This is a genomic window from Moraxella lacunata (assembly GCF_002027545.1).
In the GTDB taxonomy this organism is placed as follows: Bacteria; Pseudomonadota; Gammaproteobacteria; order Pseudomonadales; family Moraxellaceae; genus Moraxella; species Moraxella lacunata.
In genome coordinates this window covers 1-20,965 of record NZ_MXAN01000103.1, presented here as the reverse complement: position 1 = coordinate 20,965, position 20,965 = coordinate 1, and the positions used below count along the sequence as shown (strand labels likewise).

General features: G+C 40.7%; 23 protein-coding genes and 1 other RNA gene. 9 read left to right on the top strand and 15 right to left on the bottom strand.

The genetic code is table 11. The annotated features are described in order from the left end of the window. Positions 1–21 precede the first annotated feature (21 nt). From B5J94_RS13985 to B5J94_RS12665, 4 genes are all read left to right on the top strand, one after another. Positions 22–306 carry a hypothetical protein gene (locus B5J94_RS13985; protein WP_143822001.1) on the top strand — a complete coding sequence of 95 codons (285 nt, stop codon included), beginning with the start codon at positions 22–24 and terminating at the stop codon, positions 304–306. Positions 307–324: 18 nt separating this feature from the next. Further along, a complete protein-coding gene (locus B5J94_RS12675) occupies positions 325–1,494 on the top strand; it encodes an SbcC/MukB-like Walker B domain-containing protein (RefSeq protein ID WP_062500599.1) in 1,170 nt (389 codons plus the stop codon). Next, on the top strand, positions 1,491–2,756 hold the full coding sequence (locus tag B5J94_RS12670) for a Wadjet anti-phage system protein JetD domain-containing protein (RefSeq protein ID WP_062500596.1): 1,266 nt from the start codon (positions 1,491–1,493) through the stop codon (positions 2,754–2,756). The genes B5J94_RS12675 and B5J94_RS12670 overlap by 4 nt, the downstream gene beginning before the upstream one ends. Positions 2,757–2,995: 239 nt before the next feature. After that, positions 2,996–3,418, top strand: coding sequence for an RNA-binding S4 domain-containing protein (locus tag B5J94_RS12665; protein WP_062498988.1), 423 nt, complete (start codon positions 2,996–2,998; stop codon positions 3,416–3,418). Between the two features lie 85 nt (positions 3,419–3,503). Here B5J94_RS12665 and ffs read toward each other — a convergent pair. Then, an RNA gene (ffs, locus tag B5J94_RS12660) (signal recognition particle sRNA small type) lies at positions 3,504–3,600 on the bottom strand. Positions 3,601–3,961: 361 nt separating this feature from the next. Between ffs and B5J94_RS12655 the strand changes: the two genes are divergently transcribed. Then, complete coding sequence (locus B5J94_RS12655; protein WP_062498987.1) at positions 3,962–4,651, top strand: SIMPL domain-containing protein; 690 nt, start codon at positions 3,962–3,964, stop codon at positions 4,649–4,651. A 97-nt stretch (positions 4,652–4,748) separates the two neighbouring features. Here B5J94_RS12655 and B5J94_RS12650 read toward each other — a convergent pair whose 3' ends face one another. Both B5J94_RS12650 and B5J94_RS12645 read right to left on the bottom strand, forming a co-directional pair. Further along, positions 4,749–5,579 (bottom strand): inositol monophosphatase family protein, encoded by an 831-nt coding sequence (locus B5J94_RS12650; RefSeq protein ID WP_062498986.1) that lies wholly within the window; start codon positions 5,577–5,579, stop codon positions 4,749–4,751. Positions 5,580–5,717: 138 nt separating this feature from the next. After that, positions 5,718–6,350: a WG repeat-containing protein gene (locus tag B5J94_RS12645; protein WP_079364169.1), complete on the bottom strand. Its 633-nt coding sequence runs from the start codon at positions 6,348–6,350 to the stop codon at positions 5,718–5,720. Positions 6,351–6,605: 255 nt separating this feature from the next. On the opposite strand from B5J94_RS12645, the gene B5J94_RS12640 reads away from it, so the two are divergent. Next, complete coding sequence (locus tag B5J94_RS12640) at positions 6,606–7,847, top strand: YkvI family membrane protein (protein ID WP_062498984.1); 1,242 nt, start codon at positions 6,606–6,608, stop codon at positions 7,845–7,847. Positions 7,848–8,243: 396 nt separating this feature from the next. Here the strand turns inward: B5J94_RS12640 and B5J94_RS12635 are convergent, their stop codons facing one another. Further along, on the bottom strand, positions 8,244–10,346 hold the full coding sequence (locus tag B5J94_RS12635; protein ID WP_062498983.1) for a 1-deoxy-D-xylulose-5-phosphate synthase: 2,103 nt from the start codon (positions 10,344–10,346) through the stop codon (positions 8,244–8,246). A 220-nt stretch (positions 10,347–10,566) separates the two neighbouring features. Between B5J94_RS12635 and ribA the strand changes: the two genes are divergently transcribed. After that, positions 10,567–11,172, top strand: a complete 606-nt coding sequence (gene ribA / locus B5J94_RS12630; RefSeq protein ID WP_174519806.1) for a GTP cyclohydrolase II — start codon at positions 10,567–10,569, stop codon at positions 11,170–11,172. On the opposite strand, the gene B5J94_RS12625 is transcribed toward ribA, so the two are convergent. The 6 genes from B5J94_RS12625 to B5J94_RS14275 form a co-directional block, all read right to left on the bottom strand. Continuing rightward, the gene (locus B5J94_RS12625) at positions 11,165–11,476 is read right to left on the bottom strand and encodes a DUF3761 domain-containing protein (RefSeq protein ID WP_062498982.1); all 312 of its coding nucleotides are present in this window, start codon (positions 11,474–11,476) and stop codon (positions 11,165–11,167) included. The genes ribA and B5J94_RS12625 overlap by 8 nt on opposite strands. Beyond that, positions 11,477–13,324 (bottom strand): DUF4407 domain-containing protein, encoded by a 1,848-nt coding sequence (locus B5J94_RS12620; RefSeq protein WP_062498981.1) that lies wholly within the window; start codon positions 13,322–13,324, stop codon positions 11,477–11,479. A 67-nt stretch (positions 13,325–13,391) separates the two neighbouring features. Next, entirely contained in the window at positions 13,392–14,009 is a 618-nt protein-coding gene (locus B5J94_RS12615) for a hypothetical protein (RefSeq protein WP_062498980.1), read from the bottom strand. 11 nt (positions 14,010–14,020) lie between these two features. Beyond that, the gene (locus B5J94_RS12610) at positions 14,021–14,479 is read right to left on the bottom strand and encodes a surface-adhesin E family protein (protein ID WP_062498979.1); all 459 of its coding nucleotides are present in this window, start codon (positions 14,477–14,479) and stop codon (positions 14,021–14,023) included. 29 nt (positions 14,480–14,508) lie between these two features. Continuing rightward, positions 14,509–14,862 carry a hypothetical protein gene (locus B5J94_RS12605; RefSeq protein WP_062498978.1) on the bottom strand — a complete coding sequence of 118 codons (354 nt, stop codon included), beginning with the start codon at positions 14,860–14,862 and terminating at the stop codon, positions 14,509–14,511. Between the two features lie 8 nt (positions 14,863–14,870). Then, positions 14,871–16,577 (bottom strand): DnaJ domain-containing protein, encoded by a 1,707-nt coding sequence (locus tag B5J94_RS14275; RefSeq protein WP_158081062.1) that lies wholly within the window; start codon positions 16,575–16,577, stop codon positions 14,871–14,873. A 283-nt stretch (positions 16,578–16,860) separates the two neighbouring features. Here B5J94_RS14275 and B5J94_RS12590 point away from each other — a divergent pair, with 283 nt between their 5' ends. Together B5J94_RS12590 and B5J94_RS12585 are read left to right on the top strand one after the other, a co-directional pair. Beyond that, positions 16,861–17,277, top strand: a complete 417-nt coding sequence (locus B5J94_RS12590; protein ID WP_062498977.1) for a helix-turn-helix domain-containing protein — start codon at positions 16,861–16,863, stop codon at positions 17,275–17,277. 165 nt (positions 17,278–17,442) lie between these two features. Next, complete coding sequence (locus tag B5J94_RS12585; RefSeq protein ID WP_062498976.1) at positions 17,443–17,778, top strand: hypothetical protein; 336 nt, start codon at positions 17,443–17,445, stop codon at positions 17,776–17,778. A gap of 83 nt (positions 17,779–17,861) precedes the next feature. Here the strand turns inward: B5J94_RS12585 and secB are convergent, their stop codons facing one another. The 5 genes from secB to B5J94_RS12560 all read right to left on the bottom strand — a co-directional run bounded on the left by secB (position 17,862) and on the right by B5J94_RS12560 (position 20,910). Continuing rightward, the gene (secB, locus tag B5J94_RS12580) at positions 17,862–18,302 is read right to left on the bottom strand and encodes a protein-export chaperone SecB (protein WP_029103669.1); all 441 of its coding nucleotides are present in this window, start codon (positions 18,300–18,302) and stop codon (positions 17,862–17,864) included. Positions 18,303–18,355: 53 nt separating this feature from the next. After that, positions 18,356–18,616: a glutaredoxin 3 gene (grxC, locus tag B5J94_RS12575; protein ID WP_062498975.1), complete on the bottom strand. Its 261-nt coding sequence runs from the start codon at positions 18,614–18,616 to the stop codon at positions 18,356–18,358. Between the two features lie 94 nt (positions 18,617–18,710). Next, positions 18,711–19,136: a rhodanese-like domain-containing protein gene (locus B5J94_RS12570; protein ID WP_062498974.1), complete on the bottom strand. Its 426-nt coding sequence runs from the start codon at positions 19,134–19,136 to the stop codon at positions 18,711–18,713. 66 nt (positions 19,137–19,202) lie between these two features. Beyond that, entirely contained in the window at positions 19,203–20,249 is a 1,047-nt protein-coding gene (gene rsgA, locus B5J94_RS12565) for a ribosome small subunit-dependent GTPase A (protein ID WP_062498989.1), read from the bottom strand. Positions 20,250–20,502: 253 nt separating this feature from the next. After that, positions 20,503–20,910: a LysE/ArgO family amino acid transporter gene (locus tag B5J94_RS12560; RefSeq protein ID WP_079364168.1), complete on the bottom strand. Its 408-nt coding sequence runs from the start codon at positions 20,908–20,910 to the stop codon at positions 20,503–20,505. Between the last annotated feature and the right edge of the window lie 55 nt (positions 20,911–20,965).

Genomic DNA, 20,965 nt, shown 5'->3' with positions numbered 1-20,965 from the left:
ACAGGATTTGATAATAAAAATTTGGTTCATCAATTAAGCACTAAATTAAAACAATCAACTGATGAATACAAAATAGCCGATCAACAATATCAGAATTTATCCGATATAATCAAAGAATTAAATAATAAAGAGCGAAGTATTATATTATTAAAAGACATGGCATTTGATGATATTGATGTTATTTCATTATCAAACACACTTAATAATCTCAATCGTCATTATCAAAAATTAACCAAACCCGATGGCGATTTGGCAAAATTAAATAGACAGATTGATGACTTAGCCCATGAAATTAACAACCAATAAAATCTAATTACAGACATCATGGTAGAGTTAAAAGAAAATGAAAAAGACATCAAAAAATACACCCAAGAGATTGATAAAATTAACCATTTCTTTAATAACATCAATATGAAAGAAATCATCACTCACAAAAACTTTATCGCCTTAAAAGAGTATTGCCCGCCAATCAATAAAGACAATATTCACAATATTGACAAGGAAAGATTGGCATCTTATGAAAAGCTAAATCATCAAAAAGACGATTATCAACGACAAAAAAATGAATATGAAAAAAGCATTGTCTCACAAATGGGAAAAGCCAAAAATGCAGATACAGGCAGTCTTAGCGAATGTGGCACACAGATGATTGATTTGCCTGAGTATTTGACACGGCTTGATTATTTAGAAAGCGAAGGCTTGCCTATTCAGGAGAAAAAGTTTAATGAATATTTGGTGTCATCATCTACTGACAGCGTGGGGCAATTATTAAAAGCCATTGAATATCAAGTTGGCAACATAAAAGAGCGTATTGACAAATTAAATCATGTATTAAAAAGTGTGGATTTTGATAAAAATAAATATTTAAGATTAAATACCAAACCCGTTATTCATCAGTCTTTATTAGAATTTGAACAAGCCAAAAAGAAATTAGAAGGTTTTTATTTAAATATCAAAACTGACAATACCGAAGGGCATTATTTAGCCCTAAAACAGCTCATTGATTTATTAAGTCAAGCCGTGGATAAAAAACACACATTATCGGCACGTTCTTTATTGGACGCACGGTTTAGATTGCAGTTTTCTATTTCGGTCATATCCAGAATGGATGATACTGAATTGAGCAGTTTTGTTGGCTCACAGCGTGGCAGTGGCGGTGAAAAAGAAATCATCGCCAGTTATGTTTTGACCACATCTTTAAGTTATGCTCTAAACCCAAAAGGCATGAGCCTACCTACATTCTCCACCATTATTTTGGATGAAGCCTTTTCAAAAAGCTCGCAAGTGGTTGCAGGGCGTATTGTGAATGCAATTTGGGCATTTGGCTTACATCCTTTATTTGTTACACCAAATAAAGAAATGCGACTATTAAGACAATATACCAAAAGTGCGATATTGGTACACAGATTGGGTAAATATGCCAGCATTCAAAGTTATTCTTGGGAGCGATTACAACAAGAAGCCGATAAAATAAATCAGGAAAAACAATCATGACACGCTTAAAAAGTCCTGATGATATTATCAATATTCTGCACAAAGATTGGCAAAATAAACCCAAAAGAATAGACAGGCTGTTAAATCATCATTATCCCATAACCATCAAGATTGGTACGCCAACCGCCAATGATTTAAAAAATCATTTGGCTATGGTGCGTGAGCATTTTATCATATGGCATAATTTTGAAAAAGAAATCTTAAATCATGGCAATATCGCACTTATTTGGCAAAATAAAAAATATCAATCCTTAGGCAATGTAGATTATCCTGATTATCTACAACTTAATTCTTATCAAGACTGGCTTTTTTTATTAAAAATAAGACAGACAGAAACCGCCAAACAATTATCATGGGTAATTGATTTATTAGAACACGAATATATCAAACATCATTTATCCAAACATGATGATTTAACCTTTCATCAATTAACCTTAATCATCACTTCTGATAAATACTATGATGAATCCGTGGACACCATGGTTAGCATTATTATTTTAGCAAAATATCTTGACAAACATATCATGGCAGGATATTCATTAAGAAGTTTTGACATCAATACCATTATCAATCGTTGTGCAGAATCCGAAAAACATTATCTTTACAAAAGTCATTTTGACAGTAAATTTTTTGAGCGTTATACTTATCTATTTGAGCAATTATTGGAATTAAGATTTGCCAATGAAGTAAAAAGCGTGGGTCTTGCCCATTTTTTGGGCGTGGATAATAACGCCCATTGGCTGTTATTATCCGAATGCTGTGATGAGCCTTTGTATTTGCCATTTTCACAGATTTATGCTCCCCACCATGAATTAGACCCTGATAAAATTATTTGCGATAATATTTTAATCGTTGAAAATAAACACAGTCTAAAACAATTGCCAACACTAAAAAATACATTGATGATATTAGGAGCAGGCAATAATCTATCATGGTTAAAAAATAAATCATGGCAACACAAAAAACTCTATTATTGGGGCGATATAGACACATGGGGTATGGCGATATTGGCAAAAGCACAAACTTGCCAGTCTCACATCGTGCCTATATTGATGGATCACGATATATTAAACGCCCATCGCCATAAAATCGTTCCCGAGCCAAAAAGTATAGAAAATACACCAATAGGATTAAATGACACACAGTTGGCATTATTTCATCATCTCAAAAATAATCAAATACGCCTTGAACAAGAATTTATTGAGCTTGATTATGTACGCTCTACAATGATAGAATTGGGACTGCATTTTAGGGCGTGTTGAACATTGATAACATTTTATAAAATAAGATGAAAATTTAACGCTTTTATCAATTTTTGCATGAAAAATGGCTATCCGACCACTTAACTGTGTGATTTTAAGATTTTTTACTTAATTTTTAAAATTAAGTGGTCGGATTGTTTTTCATAATAAAATTTGTCTGATAGAATGACTATCANNTCTCATTTTTCATTGCAAATACTAATATTCAACACGCCCTATTTAAATAGTTGAGATAATTTATGACAAACAAAAACACCAATCAAGAACCCCAAGCCCTAAATAAAGTCCGTGCCGACAAATGGCTATGGGCGGCACGATTTTTTCGCACTCGCACCCTTGCCAAAGAAGCGATAGAAGGCGGAAAGGTTCACATGAACGGTCAAAAAATCAAAACGAGCAAAGAGCTACAAGTGGGCGACACGCTAACCATTCGTCAAGGTCATGCCAGCGTCCAAGAACAAAAAACGATAATTATCAAAGCCTTATCCGACAATCGGGGCAATGCCACCATCGCCCAAACGCTGTACGATGAGACAGATGAGAGCATTGCCACCCGTGAGTTTTTTGCCGAGCAACGCAAATTACAAAACCTTGCCAGACCAATCACCAAGCCTGACAAAAAACAGCGTCGAGACATTGAGAAATTTAAAAATAATTGGTGAAGATTATACGCAGGAGTATAGCAAAAGAATGGTATTAGAATAGATGTACAAAAAGAGAGTTGCCAAGTTTTAGGCAAAAAAATGACTTCATCAGCACATCTTCGGCACACTTTGGGATTACTACCGTTGCTACCTTCCGGTCCTGGCGGGGTTCATAAATCAAAGTTGCGAAGCTACCGATGAAGCCGAGAGTAATTATACATGAATTTTTTTAAAATGCAAGAAAATTTTCTGGATTTTATCAGTTTACGCCTAACAAACTTAATATTTGCCACAGGCTTTGATGGGGCGTGCTGTGCACACCTTATAAAAACAACACCATCAAAGGACATGTAGAGCCTTCATACATCATTTAAATTCATAACAATTTTAAAGTTTTGTGGCCATAAAACGCTCAAATCCCACAAATAATTTTAAAAAATAAATCCATGTTATTTGTTAAATAAAAGCAATAATCAGATACAAATTAGCACAACAATCAAGAATAAACTGTATTACAATAAGTTGGTTTTTCTTATGTTATATTCTATCACGGAGTAATTCATGCGTGCATTCACACCACCCTTACTGCTTGGTCTGGCACTGGCAGGCACTCACGCCTACGCTCAAAGCTACAACCAAATCAGCTTTAATGTCGAGACTGCTAAAACCATCGCCAACGATGAGCTGACTGCCACGCTCACTAAATCAGCGGACAACGCCAATGCCAAAACGTTGGCAAATACCTTAAACACCACCGCCAACAAAGCCCTAACCATCGCCCAAAAATACCCCAATGTCAAAGTCACCACAGGTCGCCATCACACCTACCCACGCTATGACAACAAAGGCAAAATCAATGGCTTTACAGGCTCATCATCAGTCAACATCCAAAGCCAAAACTTCGAAGAAGCCAGTGAACTCATCGCTGAGCTACAAGGCTTTATGACGCTTAGCAGTCTTGACTTTGGCGTGTCCGAAGCCACCCAAAAGGCAGTAGAGAATGAACTCAAAGCCCAAACCATCCAAAAATTCACCGATGAAGCCAAAACCATCAGCACCGCCTTTGGGGCGAGCGATTATAGAATCGTAAAAGTGAATTTGAATAATGCTGGCGGTCGTTTTAGTGTCAGTCCCATGATGGGTTATGCTGCAGTCGCAGCACCCGAAAGCTCAGTTGCCAACCAAAGCTATGAAGGCGGTGAAAGTCGTCTTAATTATGAAGCCCAAGGCGTGATTGAATTGGTTAAATAATATTCATCCGTTTGGGCAGGCACGCATAAGCCCAATCAAAAACCACCAAACGCCTTGTTTGGTGGTTTTGATTTTTAAATACAATACCAATGTCTTATCATGCCAGTGCGTTTTCCCACGTTGGGATGACCGCTTGCATGAGTGGTTTTAGCAGTTTGGCATTACAGGCAAAGACTGAACCTGTCTGCATGGCGTTATTTGCTCCCTTGTGGTCAACCACCACCGCTTTGGCCTCACTGGCAATCAGCTCGCCTGCACACACATCCCACGGCTTAATATTCATCTCAAAATAACCATCAAAACGTCCTGCTGCCACATAACACAAATCCAGTGCTGCTGAGCCTGTGCGACGAACCTGTCCGCCTTGCTCACAAATCACCGCCAAACTGGCAAAATGCTGACGGATAAAACTCGTGCGATTCTCGCCCATCATACGTTCATAAGGATGCCCTGTGGTAAACAGTCCGCCCGCTATCGTGGTACGCCCCGAGACTGACAGACGACGTTGGTTAAGTCTTGCTCCACGATTACGGCTAGCGGTGAACAGTTCATCACGCATAGGGTCATAGACCACGCCATGCTCGGTTACACCTTTATGCTGAATGCCAATAGACACACAAAAATGTGGCACACCATGCACAAAATTCTGCGTGCCATCTAGCGGGTCAATGACAAAACACCACTCTGCATCTGCCCCCCTACCCTCTTGCAAGCCAAACTCTTCACCCAAAAATGAATGCTTAGGGTAACTCTCTTTTAACAAAGAAATGGTCAGCTCTTCGGCATAACGGTCAACCTTGGTTACCAAACCATCCAGACCTTTGGACTCAACACCCAAATCAATACGATGACGGTTCTCATGAGCCTTTAAAATCTCATGACCGACTTTTTTCGCCACTTCGGACGCAATCACCACCATAGGTTCCATAATATACCTTACCAATGTTTATTAAATAATGTAAATAATGCTTTTGTATTCATCATACAAAGACTGTCATTATAGCCTAAAATGGATAAAATTGCGATCAAAATTTACCACCCATCAAAGTTGGTTAAAACTCATCTATTAATGGTTGGGTTCTGGCATCAAAGGCTTAGCAAATAACAACTCATGAACCAAATCCACGGTAGCGACATCCATCTTTGCCATTGGCGGGGCGGGGGCATCATCTAACACCCTTTGACCTTGCCCATCTACCATAAAATACTCATCCTCCTTGCGAACTAATGCCATGCCATTTTTAAAAAACCCCACATCATCATATTTTAGTGGTACAACCAGCAGTCCTTGATGATTGATAAAACCAAATTTTTCTCGGTATTTTACCCTTGCCAGTTGATGGTTAAATTGACCAATTTCATCAAACATGATTGGCACAATAATAATCCCTCTGTCATCCATCATACCATATTTGCCATTTTGGGCAACTTTGATGAGCCCATCTAACACACATTCAACGCCGTCATATTCATCGCTAACTTTGGGCATGACACAGTCATGAGCCATTGCCATTTGACAAGCACCCAAAACAGGCATTAACAAAACAAATATCGGCAGGCACAGCAAAGGGGGTTTGATTATTGACATGAGTAAAGTGGCATAAAAGTGGCGTAAAAGTGGCGTGGTACATAAAACGTGGCGTGGTACAAATGGCATGACCAAATCAGTCAAACAGCCAATAACAACAGATTTTATCAAACTTTATTCGTCAATACCAAGACTTTTATTCAACACCAGCACCCATGCCATTTTATGCAACAGATTGATGCTAATTTATGCTTAATTTGCCCTATTTTATCATTTTATGCTATAATTTCATATTTTTTTATGATAGATAACCCACCATAAAACGCTCATTTTGGTCAAGATTTGCAATCCAGACCCGCTTTGCAAATCTTTGCTTATCACAGTTTTATGTAGAGTTTTGGGGCATGTAAAGTTTTAAGGTTTTTTATGAATTACAAACGCATTATCATGATTGCATTGGCATATGTCGGTGTGGTTACAGGGGCAGGACTGTCATCTGGTCAAGAAGTTTTTCAGTACTTTGTCAATTTTGGTACAATTGGTTTGGTTGGTGTGGTGCTTGTTGGCATTTTACACGCCATTTTTGGGCGGATTATTTTGACACTCGGCTCATACTACCGAGCTCGTGAACACAGTGCGGTTTTAGAGCGAATTACGGGCAAATTGGTGTACCGCCTGCTGGATATTTCACTGATTTTGAGTGGATTTGTGCTGGGCTTTGTGATGATTGCAGGGGCTGGGGCGAATCTAAACCAAGAGTTTGGTCTGCCCACATGGGTTGGGGCATTGCTCTGCTCGGTGTTGGTCGTCGTTGTGAGTATGATGAACTTTGAACGTGTTACCCAAGCCATTGGTGTATTTACGCCCATCATTGTGGGGATTATTGTATTGCTTGCCATTTATACATTTTGGGGAAAATCTTATGATTGGGTAGCCTTAGATGGTTTTGCCAAAACCTTGCCAAAGGCTCTGCCAAATATTTGGGTGTCAGTCGTCAACTACTATGCCATTTGTATCATGGCAGCGGCGGCGATGTCCTTTGTGCTGGGCGGTAATGAGATGTATGTTGGCGAGGCGGGGCGAGGCGGACTGATTGGTGGGGCGATTATTGGCGTGATTACCACTTGCACCGCCTTTATCTTACTTGCCAACATTGAGCTTGCCAGTCAAGTTGCCATTCCCATGCAAGCCTTAGTCGCCCAAATCCATCCCATCTTTGGCACATTCATGTCAATCATCATTTTTGGCATGATTTTTAATACCGCCATCAGTTTGTATTATTCACTGGCAAAACGTTTTTCAGGAGCGGATGATGTTCGCTTTAAAAAGCTCATGGTCATCTTTGTGGCGGTCGGTTTTGGGCTAAGTTTTGCAGGCTTTAAAACACTCGTGGCGACTGTATTTCCGATTTTGGGCTATATTGGCATGCTCATGCTGTTAGTCTTGACAACCACTTGGATAAAAAATCGCCACATCATCAAAGAAGAACGCCTACGTCGCCGTCAAATCTTTGACCTTATGGTACAAAAACACGATGATGACCAACATTTTGACAAAACCCATCAAAAACACTTGGATGGTCTGATTGACAAATCAGTGCTGGATAATGATGATTTACGTCAACAAATGCGTGATATGGCAAAAGAGCATTTAGACGATAAGAGATGATTGGGTTTTGTGGTTTTTTAAAAGATGATATTTTGTCAGGGTAAATGTGATTTGCCCCGACAAATCTATTTTGGGCGTGGTTAATTAACAATGCCAGATACTTTAACTACCATTGCATTGCACCTAATTCATAAAAGTTCCACCACATAGGCTTCCACTCTCCATTGACATAGTTACATTTTGGGCAAGTGGCTTGAATGGTGTAGCAACTGCTACCATCTGCATTAACCGACTTCTTTTTGAATTTCGCAATTTCCATCATTGCTTTGCTATCGCATTTAATACACACGCTCAATCTTAAAGCCCTTTACAGGTTTTTCAGGATAGTTCATTTATTCACACCTTTGTAAAACAAATTGATTGGATTGCTATTTTATACAAAATTTTTAAATCAATCTATCTTTTTGGTTTATTCAACCACTCCAAAATCCCTGTCCCATCTAGCCTGCATTGTGCCAACTGCTCTTCATGACTGCCATGGGCAACAAACACATCATCGATACCAATCTGCACAAGAGAACCACCATAGCCCACACTTGCCAAGTACTCGCCCACCGCAGAGCCTGCCCCACCCATACGCTGATGCTCCTCTACTGTGATAAAATGCGTAATGCCCTGCCCGATAAGCTCATCTATCAACTCATTGTCAAGCGGTTTGACCCACCGCATGTCCACCACCGTCATGGGCGTGTCTGTCGTTTGGGCGAATGTTTGACTTGCTGACAGAGCGTCATGTAGGCGTGTACCAAAGGCAAGCATGGCGATTTTTTTGTCTGATGCTTTTTCATCTTTGGCGATAAAACCGTCTGATTGCCATACCACCCTCGCCCGACCAATGGCAAAACTCTCATCAATGTCCTTGATAATCTGTCGCCCCACACCCACACCCCTAGGATAGCGAATGGCACTTGTGCCTTGATAGGCATAACAAGCATTTAGTAAATGATAGCATTCATGTTCATCGCTTGGAGCAGCAATGACAACATTTGGCACACAACGCAAATACGCCAAATCAAACACGCCTGCATGAGTTGCACCATCTTCGCCCACAAGTCCCGCTCGGTCTATGGCAAAAGTTACATCCAGATTTTGTAAGGCAATGTCATGAATGAGTTGGTCATAGCCACGTTGTAAAAAAGTAGAATAAATCGCCACCACAGGCTTTAATCCACCTGTCGCCATACCCCCTGCTAGGGTTACGGCGTGCTGTTCGGCAATCGCCACATCAAAAAACTTGGCAGGATACGCCTTGGCAAATGCCACCATGCCCGAGCCTTCGCACATGGCAGGGGTAATGGCAACCATGCACTCGTCTGTGCCGTTATCCATAAGCCACCGCCCAAATACGTCTGAGTACTTTTGGGGTTTTGAGGCAGGGTCTGTTTTATCAGTTTTTGGCGGCTCGTTTTTGGGTAATTTACCAATGGCATGATAGGTAATGGGGTCAGCCTCAGCAGGCAAAAAGCCCTTACCCTTAACCGTATGCACATGAATCAGCACCGCCCCTTTTAACTGTTTGGCACGCCGAAATACTTGTAAAAGTTTTGGCAAATCATGCCCGTCAAAAGGTCCAAGGTAAGTAAAACCAATCGCCTTAAATAGATTGTCAGGGAAAATATGGTCATGCACTTTTTCAGCGATTTTATCAGACAAGGGCATGGGCGGGGCATTTTTACCAAAGAGATTGCCAATGTTTTGCACAAGATTGCCACCGAGTTTGGCAGGGATTTTTTCTAGGGTTTCTTTTGCCCCATTTGCCATGTGTATATAATGGCGAACCCGCCTGTCATCAGGGCTAATCTCACGCTTTATCATCAAGATATTGCCGTGTTTGTCAATGTCAAAGGCAAGCCCACGTTGCCATAAACGTGCCAAATGGCGACTAAATCCGCCAATCGCTTGCGAGATTGACATATCATTGTCGTTTAGCACCACCGTCAAATCAGCATTTTGTTGCACCGCATCATTCATTGCTTCAAACGCCATGCCCCCCGTCATCGCCCCGTCTCCGATGACCGCCACGACCTTGCGGTTTTCGCCCTTGATACGGCTCGCAAGGCTCATGCCGAGTCCTGCCGATATGGACGTGGAGCTATGCCCCACGCCAAAAGTGTCGTACTCGCTCTCGCCCCGCTCTGGAAATGCCGTCAGACCGCCCTTGGCACGGATACGCACAAGCTCATCACGCCGACCCGTCAGCACCTTATGGGCGTACGCCTGATGACCCACGTCCCACACGAGCTTATCATAAGGCGTATCATAACTGACGTGCAGGGCAACTGTCAGCTCCACCACGCCCAAATTTGCCCCAAAATGTCCGCCACTTTGACCGACCGAGTAGAGCAAATATTCACGGAGTTCGTCCGATAATTGGCACAGCTCATCGGTGCTTAATGTCTTTAAATCTTTGGGCAAGCTAACCTTATCCAAAAGCGGTGTCGTGGGGCGAGACGTGGGCAGGTGCGTAAAGGTGCGTGGTGCGTGGGCAGAAGTTGGCATGGGGCTAGTGTTCCAGATTTTGATTTTTTAAAAGTTGTCTTTAAAAAGTTATGTTAATTTATAACAATTTTTGCGGTATAATGCCAAACTTGGCAATGGCAAAGCCAAACTTGAATCAGGGGTTATTTTACAAGATAGCCTTTTAATTTGCCATAGTAGCACCATTTAATTCACAAATAATCCACAATACTTTTAAAAATTTGCATTTTTGGGGAAAATTTTGTACCAATTTATCAGCAAAGCCAATCTGCCTACCGTGCATGGCGATTTTATCATTCATGCGTTTGAAAATGAACACGGTCAAGAACACGTCTTACTAAGTGTCGGCTTGCCGTCCACCGACCCCGACAAAATCCCACTCATTCGCATTCATTCTGAATGTCTGACGGGGGATGCTTTTGGCTCATTAAAATGCGACTGTGGCCCTCAGCTTAATACCGCCATGCAAATGATACAAGCCCACGGATGTGGGGCGATACTCTATCTGCGTCAAGAGGGGCGTGGCATTGGGCTTGTGAATAAAATCCGTGCCTATGCCCTACAAGACCAAGGACATGATACGCTAGATGCCAATCTCATGCTTAATCTGCCAACGGATGCTCGCACTTATGAGATGTGTGAGGTTATGCTAAAACACGTTGGCATTGATAAAGCCAGACTGTTGACTAACAACCCAAACAAACTTGCCTATTTGCAGGCGTTGGGGATTGAGGTGGTGGAGCGAGTGCCGTTACTGGTGGGGGTTAATCAGTTTAATGCCGAATATTTGGCGATTAAGGGGGCGAAAATGGGGCATTTTATCCCCACGCATGTAAAGCCTATCTAAGCCAATGCTTGACACCGCCATGTGATGAACAAACACCACGCCTGCCCAAACTTTTAGAACACGTGCCGTCATTACAAATGGCGGTACATTGATTGTCATAACCATAATGCTTACTTGATGAAGTATCTTCTACTTTATTTTTTTGGGTGTGATAATAATGGTCTCTTTGATGGTTTTCTTTTTTATTTAAAAACACATAACCAAAAAATACAGACAATATTACAATAATAGCCAATGGCTTATTTTTGATGCTTTGCCAATATGCTCCGATGGCAAAGAAAATGAGCATTAAAAAATAAATCATTTATTTGTCCTGTTCATCATCTTTATTGACATAATAAGTGTATTTGTATTTTCCTTCTTTTTTGTGCTGTTCGGCGATAAATGCAATCTCTGCCTCATCACCCTTGATATAAGGCGTTTCCATGTCAGAAAAACTTGATAATAACTCTATCTGCTTTAATTCCAAATTTAAAATGGTTTTATTCCAATATTTTTCAATTTGAGAAATTCTATCCAGCTTTGATATGATGTCATCGAGTTGCTTTTTTAAATCATCTACCTTTTGTTTGTGGATATTCATGTCTCGCTCAAAACTTAGATAATTATCTTTCATATTTTTAATGGTTTGGCTTTGGGCATATACCGCCTCCTCTGCGGCAATATAAGCACGCACCCGCTCTGGGCTGTTTCTGTCTTTGTTGGCAAAATCATTGACAATCTCTTGTAATTCAAGCAATTTTTTATTGGCCTCCTGCATTCTTTTATGCCTTGCTTCGCTGTCCTCTCCTTTACTTTGATACAATCTTTCTGCCTCAAAATACAGCTCTTCAACCTGCTTTTTTTCTATGTTAAGCCGCTCTCTTTGCGGTGTGCTCTCTTGTAAAAACTGCTCTTTTTGGTTACAGGCTTCTTTGAGTGCTTTTTCTATTCTTTGTTTTTTATCCTTAACCACTTTGTTTTGGTATTCATAGTTTTGAGCTTCTTTGGCATAGCGTTCATAATGGGATTTTTCACCATTTTTTAGTGCTTTCATGTGATTTTCTTCATCTAACATGGCTTGTTTTTTCTTTTGTCTTTTGTCCAAATTATCTTTTTCTCTCTCATCAATGGTCTTAGCATAGCGAATGGCGATATTTTCAAAAGTTTGTGGCATTGGCATATGAGCCATATGACTGCTTTTTTCATTCTCTGGCAGATAATCATCATAGTTGCCATCGACATAACTTGACCACGCCTCTTGTAATCTGGAAGAATAATACATTTTTAAAGATTTTGGCTGCAACAATTTAGATAAAATCAAAATAACCCCCACCAATATCAAAAATCCATCAACAGCATATTGAGTATTTTTAAAGGCAGGTTCTTGTTTGAATTTATTAATGGCATTTTCACGAAAAATAGGACTGTCTTTTACCATTAAAATGCCAAAACTTTTTAATGTTTGCTCATCATTATTGACAATTGCGGTTTCTAGTTTTAATTTGTCATTTTCAAAATTTGTTTTTAATTCATCAAGATGTGTATTTGCCTCATCAATCTCTTGTTGAATGCTTTGTGCCACAGGGCCTTTGCCGTATTTTGAACCTTTTTTACCTGCAATCTCATTTTGTAATTTATCGTGCAAGGTTTGAATGTAGGTTTGCTGTTCATTAATTTTCCCTTCAATTTTTCCCAGCGTTTCATCTTTGGCTTGATTGATGCTATTTTGATATTGGATTGCCATTTCATTTTCAATGTCAGTTTTAAACACAAGCTGCGTCAAAAAAGGTGCGGTGATATAAAGCGATGTGATGACAATGCCCAAGCGTGCCATAAAAACAAAATAAGGTTTGTATTTTTCCCAAAAATTGGGAACATAATCTTCACCGTCTAAGGTTTTGGCATGTTCTTCGGTCATCATGTCTTGGGTTACCATGGTGCGGTCAAAAAACCAAAACAACATAAAGATAAACGACCCAAGTACCACACCCCCCAAATAAGGATTGTCAGGTGTAAAGGTACTGCCAAAATGACCCCAAGCAAAACCCTCTGATAGAGCCGCCAAAAAAACAATCACCGAGATGACCGTCAGGTAATTTGCACCCCCTGCTGTTAATAAATTACCTTGATAAATCTTAAAGGTCAAAAAATACCAAATCTGCTTAAACATACTAAAAACCCAAATAGACCATATAAATAAGATGATAAAAATGTGAATGCGTTTATTTTATCAACACTTAATCAACCACTTTAAACGACTGCGTGCCAAACTCAGCACCCCTCACGCCAACTCGGATATGATAAATGCCTTTTGGGGTATTGGCGGCAAAAAACCAACAAGCATCTATCTGATTTTGGGTGGCGTAAATTTGTCTGCCAAATTTGGCGGTATTTGAGCTTGTTTGTACGCTACTGGTTAATTGATTATTGTCATTTTGTCCTGCATTGCCTGTAAAGCTTGCATGAACTGGCATGGTAAATAGCTCGCTGACTTCATAAGTTTGAGAGCCATTGACAGGGGTAACCGCCCAACACAGCATGTCATTTTTCTTTAAGGATAGATTCATATGACCTTTGGGTTTGCCTGTTTTTTGATTGATGACTTGCACATACAGTCTGGGCTCTTGTGCCTGCTCATATCTTTCAAGTCGTCTGCCCAATTCTTGTTCTAGCCTTTGCCTTTCTAACCGCTGTCGTCTTAACTCTTCATAATAATACGCATCTTGGGCATTTTCATATCTGGCACGGCTCGCCCCTTGCTCATAAGCACCGAATAAGTTGGGGATATACATGGCATGGGCGGTGAGAGTGGATAATAGTAGAGATAATAAACTAATTTTTGATAAATTTTTCATAAAATATTTCCTTAAAATTGATAACCGTATTTTGTACCTATTTCATAGGCATCGCAGGCTAAATGCAATCTAGCTTCGCCAGCTGTCTCAGGGACAACATTACCCCAATCGCTTGATGAAGTCGTATTCACATAAAATCTCCCACTCTCTACTGCTTGATTATCACTGTTGTAGTAATTAATAATTTCTCCTAACATAGATTTTCTATTTTCACAATCAAAATACATAAACTCTCTACTTATATTATAAGACTTTCCATTGGAAGCTATTTGTATATTTGGATAAATTCTTTTTATCCAAGCTGTAAGATAAAAACGTTTGCTCTTGTGGGAAAAATAATGTTTTTTCATACTATCAACATCTATCATTATCCTGCCATTTCTTCCATCGCTAGGCATTTCAAGCCAATTCACCGCCATTGCCATTTGACTAACTGCCAAAAATAAACTTGCTAAAACCAACTTTTTCATAAAAGCTCCTAAATAAAAAATTGTGAAAATTAATAACAAAACCCATAACTGTCATCAGACAACTGCCACTGACGACCATTTTGGTCTGTGCCATTGCTATTTATCAGCATGCCGCCTGGTACATGAAAAGCCATTTTAATCACACTGGCTTGACCCCTATCCCACCAAATGACGGCATAATGGCTAAACATGTCATAATTGCCAAAATAGGGATTGCCTGTGGCTTGATTTAACTCTTGCCCTGTATAAATCTGTGTCTGTACTTGATATGCCTGTGACCAACTATAATTGGTCATATATTTAGCACAGACATTTTTAACTTCATAGGCGTGGGCATTATTTATCAAAAATAACGCCGTTAATACTAAGGAAAATTTTTTCATAAAAGCTCCTAAAACTGACTTTCGTCAATTGCGGTTGTGTGTAAATTGCCATTTAATTGTTGAATAAGCTCAATGACATAGCCTTGATTGCGATAAAATTCCAATACTTCATCTGCCTTGGAATAACCTGTATTTTCGCCAAATAAATGTTCTCTGCCATACCACGTATCTCCATAGGCATATTTCACGACATAGCTTCCCATGGGCAGATTAACATCTAATGTTTCTCCACCACGAATAAAATAACTCACCACCTCTTCTCGCTCATTATAAGCATTGACAATTTTTACCCAATAATGGCTTCCTGGGTTGGTTTTTATTTGTAAAGGTGAATCGCCATACAAATTAGGTTTGTTGGTTGCCCCTGTCTCTGGCAACGGTTGAACTTCAATCATAGGCTCAGGCGGTGTAACCACGGTATTTAACTGCGTTTTTAGATATTCTGCCCGCTCATTTAGTTGTAGCACTTCACAAAGATAGCGATAAGCCTTTGCCAAATCTTTGTCGCTACTTTGGCTATTGCCGTAGGCGGTGCAATCAGCCTCTCGTTTTTTATTTATCGCTCGCTGTTCTGCTCGCAAAAAGTCTTGGGTGCTAGGGTGCAGACTATTCCATACCGCATTGATATTGGTAACAGATTTTTCATATCTTTTTTGAGCCTCTGCCAAAACAAGCTGTGGATTTAATGGTGGCTGATGATTGACATTTGGTATTTTAATGTCATTAGGTGAAATGCTCGGTGTCTGTATATTGTTAGACTGATTATCTTGATAAGTTGTATTATCTTGATAATTAATGGCTTGATTTTGCTTATCAATCACCTTAGAAATTAAGGCAAAGTTATAAAGTAATGCAATGACAACCACACTCCAAAAAGAATTGTCTTTTTTTACTTCTATTTCATCATCAAAATAACCATCTCTCGGATCAGCACCAAAGCGATTTGTCCCTTGTGTCGGGCGAACAAACCAAATAACGGCAACCACAAACGGTACTAAAATCCACCAACCTTTATAATCGCAATCGTGCAACCTTTTAATACCAATAAATACCAAAAAAGACCAAGGCACTAACTCAATCATAGTCGCAAGTAATAAATATTCAAATGATGGCAACGATGATGATAAATCAAGACCACCCTGAATTCCTATACGAACAATCACTAAAATAAATATTGTAGGTATAGACAATAAAATATAAGTCGTCCGCCTCATTCTCCCAAAAGACCAAAATGATGGTTTATCTACTGTCTGTTTATTATGTTGGTCATGATGTTTTTTGCGATTGTTTGAGTTGGGCTTATCATTACGATAATTACGATTGTCTTGATTGCCATTAGTATATTCATAATATCTTTGGTAGCCATTTGTTTGATTATGCGTGTTTTGACTGGCACGCTCATTTGAGTGGCTGGCAGATGATGAACCATTGGCTGTATTTTCATAAGCATGAGAGTTTTGATTACTTTGATAAGATTGCTCCGCCTTTTTTTCTTGCTCGGCTATCCATCTGTCATGCTCTGCTCGCTTAATTGGGTCGGATAAAACTTCATATGCCTTATTGATAACTTGCATAATCTTTTGGGCATTTGGGTTGTTGGGGTTTTTGTCAGGGTGATATTTTTGGGCAAGGGCTTTATACGCTGCTTTGATGACCGCAATATCAGCATTTCTGGCAACATTTAGATTGTCATAATGCGTGCGAAATTTTTTCATAAACTGCCCCAATAAGTCTCCTAACCACATGACTAAAAACAACCAAAAATAACCCCCTAAAACCAAACATCATATTTTGATGACCAGACATCATCAATTGACTGGTAATTAACTTTTATATATCTTATCGGCAATGTGATGGTTTAAGATGCGTTATTCATCCATACAGGATTTATTTGCCAAAAAATTTCCCTTATGTTACAATAATTTACTAAAAAGTTAAACCAACCCACACTCTACATCTGCCAACTGACAGTGGTCTTTTATTAAAAATAGGTTTTTTATGATTGATTTTGACACCATTCGTGAACTTCGAGAACAACGCCAATGGACACAAGAACAAATGGCAGAGAAATTGGGGCTAACTCGCAACGGCTATGCCAAAATAGAAACAGGAAAAAGCATGCCCAGTCTTGAACGATTGGATGAAATCGCAGGCTTATTTGGGGTGAAATTGTTTGAATTATTAAAATTAGATGGTCAAAATGTCGTTTATCAAATTGGCGAAAATTATCACGGCAACAACAATTATTATAATAATAACGAAAAACTACAAACCGAAATTGACAAATTAAAACTAGAAATGGAAAAATTAAATTTAATCATCGCTCACAGGGATGAATTATTAAAACAAAAAGAGGATTATATTCAGGTTTTAAAAAAACTTGTTAGTATTGGCGAGGAACTACCAGAGCTATAATTTTTTATTTTTAAAAATAAAAATACATGAAAAGTTATTATGAATATCTCAAAAATTCACCCTTTTGAAATTCTATAACCTTTACTTTGTGGCATGATGTGCTTAGAATACTGACATTGATTATCATCAATACCGTTTATTTTTCATCACTCTAAGGAATACATCATGACTTGCACCATTCACGCCAATCACGACCACGTTCACGGCACAGGCTGTGGACACACCGCCATTCGTCATGGCGACCATGTAGATTATCTGCATGACGGACATTTGCACCATGTGCATGGCGACCACGTGGACGAACACGTCCTAGAAGTCAGCGAGCAAAACCCTGCCGAGTGCAACCAAGCTCACCACTGCACGGGTCACGTTCATGGCGAAGGCTGTGGACATGAAGCCGTGCCACATGGTGACCACATTTGCTATATCGTGAACGGACGTTTGCACTATCAGCATGGCGACCACTGCGATGACCACGGTGCGGTAGAGATTGTTGCTTGATATTATCACGCACGAAAAAAACCCAAAAGCATGAGACTTTTGGGTTTTTGTTTTATCAATCAAATGATAAAATAGCCTAGCGATTAGGCATTGCCTTCGGCTTGGGCTTGGCTTTGTAGGAACGCTTGGTCAAAATTGACAGGAGCAAGCAGAAGTTGTGGGAAGCTACCACGAGCGATGATGTCGCTGATGACCTCACGAGCATAAGGGAACAGCACGTTCGGGCAGTAGGCGTTCAATAGATGTGGCATGTCCGCCTCTGGGATATTGCGTAGCAAGAAAATACCTGCTTGTTGTACCTCAGCGATGAATGCGGTGCTACCTGCATTTTTGGCGGTAACGCTCACGGTCAATACCACTTCTTTGTGGTCTTCGTCTAGGTCAGAGCTGGTGGTGGTCAGACCGATGTCCAGCTCAGGTTGCCACTCTTTGGTGAACACTTCGGCACTTGGAACTTCAAGTGAGATGTCTTTGACATAGATACGCTCTAAACCCAGTTGTGGGGCGGTTTGTTCGTCAGCCATGATAGCCTCCTCTGATTTAAAATTAAACTTACATTAAAACTAAATTAAACCATTTAGGCACTTAACATCTCGTCAAGTTTACCTTCTCTGTCTAGTTTGTTTAGGTTATCAAAACCGCCGATAAAGGTGTCGCCAATAAAAATCTTTGGCACGGTGCGGTAATGATTGGTCTTAACGGCAACTTCTTCAAGCTCTGTCTCGCTCATCTTGGTAACGTCAAACTCGGTGTACATCACGCCCTTGTGTTCTAGCAGTCGCTTGGCGTTAATGCAATAGGGGCAGGTTTGTTTGACATAAATGGTTACAGGTTTCATATTATCTCTTTTTGGTAAAAGTACAGATTCTTAAATAGGGGCGATTGGCGTAACTTCAAGACCACTCATCTTGGTATTGATACATCCTAACAGGTTATTTTTTGCCTTTTTTGTCTGTCACTCCAACCAATGGCAAGCCTTGTGCTTGATAATTGGCAATGCCCCCTTCTAGTCGCATGGCATTGGGCTTGGCGACCAGTTGCACCGCCATGCCTGCCTGCATACCAATATCACAAATAAAGACAATGGGGGTGGTCATCGCTTGTAACTCGGACAGATGATTTTTTAGCTCGGTAAAAGGAATGTTGCGAGAGCCTGCGATGTGCCCTGTGGCAAATTTATTGGCAGGGCGAATATCAATCAACGTCGCATTGTCGTTATTGACCAGTAGCCCCAACGCTTGGGGGGCGATTTTTTTACCGCTACGTTTACTTTCAATACTAAAAAACATGATGGCAAGGACAAAGAGTAGCCCGAATAAAAACGGGTGATTGCCCATAAACTCAAACCAACGCTCCATGACTGCTCCAAAATTTCAAAAGCTGATATTATACCTGTTATTTGTCATAAATGCACTTATTTTGGGCTATTTTATCACACTTGCCCCTTGCTTGGCTTCTGCGATTAGCTCATTAAAGCTCCCCACACGCCGAGACAGCACCGTCCCGTCCGCCACCGCCTGCCAAAACGCACAGCCTTTGGCATTGGGGGCATGGCCACAATCTCGAAATTGGCACGCCCCATGCAAATCATTTAACTCATCAAACCCCTTTAAGATATCATCTGCCGACAAATGCCAAATGCCATATTCACGAATACCAGGGGTGTCAATAATCCCGCCTTGGGTCAAATCACTCACATCATAGGCGAGAAGGCGACTGGTGGTCGTGGTGTGCTGACCCAACTGCGAGCCTACCGAGATGATGTTTGTGGACTGCTCGGCATGGGGTAGGATTTGGTTGATTAGGCTTGATTTACCCACCCCTGACTGCCCTGCAAAAATGGCAAGTTTGCCTGTGATGTGCGACATCAGGGTATCTAGCCCCGTCCTATCCATGCTTGAACTTTGGATAACATCAAAGCCGTATCGCCCCCCAAGTGCTTGATATTCTTGATAAATCTGCACCACATCGGGGTGTTCATCTAACAAATCCGCCTTATTTAGCACAAGCAGGGGCGTAACGCCAGCCAGCCGTGCCACAAGAATATAACGGTCAATCAGCCCTGTGGCAGGCTTTGGCAAGGGGGCAAAAATAATCGCCAAAATCGCCACGTTACTGGCAACAGGCTTGACCTTATGATAACGGTCGGGGCGAGTGATTAGGGTTGTGCGTGGCAAGAGTTGCTCAATGCGTCCTGTGCCTGCAACATCATCAATGCTAAACTTGACCGTATCGCCTGTGGTCAGCATGGGCAAATTGGTGCGAACATGACACCGCCATATCTGCCCGAGTGCCAACGCTGTCTGTGGCATGATGTCAGGCAAGGCGGTGATTTGCACGTCTAACTGTTTGCCAAAATGCGAGACCACCACCCCTGTGGCAAAGGTGCCGTCATCGATGATGGTTTCTTGGTTTTTTTGAATTTGGCGGGTTTGGTTTTTGGTGAGTCTGCGTTTACGGATAAGGGACATGATGATTTTTGGGAAAAATTTCACACATTTTAGCCCAAAACCGCCCAAAAATAAATGACTTTATCCCAAATGGTGTGGTTGGGTTTGGCAGATTGGGTTGATTTAAAAGGCGATTTTATTTTAAAACACCTTTAAATCATAATGATAATTTTAACCCACCCATACCCCATAAGCATATTTTATCAGCCCCAACGCAATTATCCACATGATGACACCAATGATGGCATCTAATATTTGCCATGTTTTAGGCTTACTAAATAATGGGGGTCAACAGCCTTGCCCCATAACCCAACCCAAAAAACCACACCCCTGACGCTCCAACCGCTCCCAGCAAGAATAACTGTTTTTGGTCGGCGGTCAAAGGCGACGCAATACTCCCGACAAGCACCAACGTATCCAAATAGACATGGGGGTTTAGCAGAGTCAGTGCCAAGGTTATGCCCACGCTCTGCTTGATGCTCTTGCCACCGCCATCTTCATCACTTTCAGCCGACACCATAAGATTTGCCCCACCCTGCCAAGCTGATTTGAACGCACGCAAGCCATACCAAAATAAAAACAGCACGCCAACCACGGCAAGGCTCAGCAAGGCAGTCTTGCTCTGTCCGATGAGCGTGCCAAATCCCAGTACGCCTGCACTTATCAGCACCGCATCGCACAAAAAAGCAGGTCAGACACACCCAAAAAACGTGCCGTTTTTGAACCGACCCCCAAAT

Bases quoted from the DNA above. Each gene is read 5' to 3' on its own strand.
- B5J94_RS12675 (WP_062500599.1), top strand. From the start codon at position 325: ATGGTAGAGTTAAAAGAAAATGAAAAAGACATCAAAAAATACACCCAA.
- B5J94_RS12670 (WP_062500596.1), top strand. From the start codon at position 1,491: ATGACACGCTTAAAAAGTCCTGATGATATTATCAATATTCTGCACAAA.
- B5J94_RS12665 (WP_062498988.1), top strand. From the start codon at position 2,996: ATGACAAACAAAAACACCAATCAAGAACCCCAAGCCCTAAATAAAGTC.
- B5J94_RS12655 (WP_062498987.1), top strand. From the start codon at position 3,962: ATGCGTGCATTCACACCACCCTTACTGCTTGGTCTGGCACTGGCAGGC.
- B5J94_RS12650 (WP_062498986.1), bottom strand. From the start codon at position 5,579: ATGGAACCTATGGTGGTGATTGCGTCCGAAGTGGCGAAAAAAGTCGGT.
- B5J94_RS12640 (WP_062498984.1), top strand. From the start codon at position 6,606: ATGAATTACAAACGCATTATCATGATTGCATTGGCATATGTCGGTGTG.
- B5J94_RS12635 (WP_062498983.1), bottom strand. From the start codon at position 10,346: ATGCCAACTTCTGCCCACGCACCACGCACCTTTACGCACCTGCCCACG.
- B5J94_RS12625 (WP_062498982.1), bottom strand. From the start codon at position 11,476: ATGATTTATTTTTTAATGCTCATTTTCTTTGCCATCGGAGCATATTGG.
- B5J94_RS12620 (WP_062498981.1), bottom strand. From the start codon at position 13,324: ATGTTTAAGCAGATTTGGTATTTTTTGACCTTTAAGATTTATCAAGGT.
- B5J94_RS12615 (WP_062498980.1), bottom strand. From the start codon at position 14,009: ATGAAAAATTTATCAAAAATTAGTTTATTATCTCTACTATTATCCACT.
- B5J94_RS12610 (WP_062498979.1), bottom strand. From the start codon at position 14,479: ATGAAAAAGTTGGTTTTAGCAAGTTTATTTTTGGCAGTTAGTCAAATG.
- B5J94_RS12605 (WP_062498978.1), bottom strand. From the start codon at position 14,862: ATGAAAAAATTTTCCTTAGTATTAACGGCGTTATTTTTGATAAATAAT.
- B5J94_RS14275 (WP_158081062.1), bottom strand. From the start codon at position 16,577: ATGAAAAAATTTCGCACGCATTATGACAATCTAAATGTTGCCAGAAAT.
- B5J94_RS12590 (WP_062498977.1), top strand. From the start codon at position 16,861: ATGATTGATTTTGACACCATTCGTGAACTTCGAGAACAACGCCAATGG.
- B5J94_RS12585 (WP_062498976.1), top strand. From the start codon at position 17,443: ATGACTTGCACCATTCACGCCAATCACGACCACGTTCACGGCACAGGC.
- secB (WP_029103669.1), bottom strand. From the start codon at position 18,302: ATGGCTGACGAACAAACCGCCCCACAACTGGGTTTAGAGCGTATCTAT.
- grxC (WP_062498975.1), bottom strand. From the start codon at position 18,616: ATGAAACCTGTAACCATTTATGTCAAACAAACCTGCCCCTATTGCATT.
- B5J94_RS12570 (WP_062498974.1), bottom strand. From the start codon at position 19,136: ATGGAGCGTTGGTTTGAGTTTATGGGCAATCACCCGTTTTTATTCGGG.
- rsgA (WP_062498989.1), bottom strand. From the start codon at position 20,249: ATGTCCCTTATCCGTAAACGCAGACTCACCAAAAACCAAACCCGCCAA.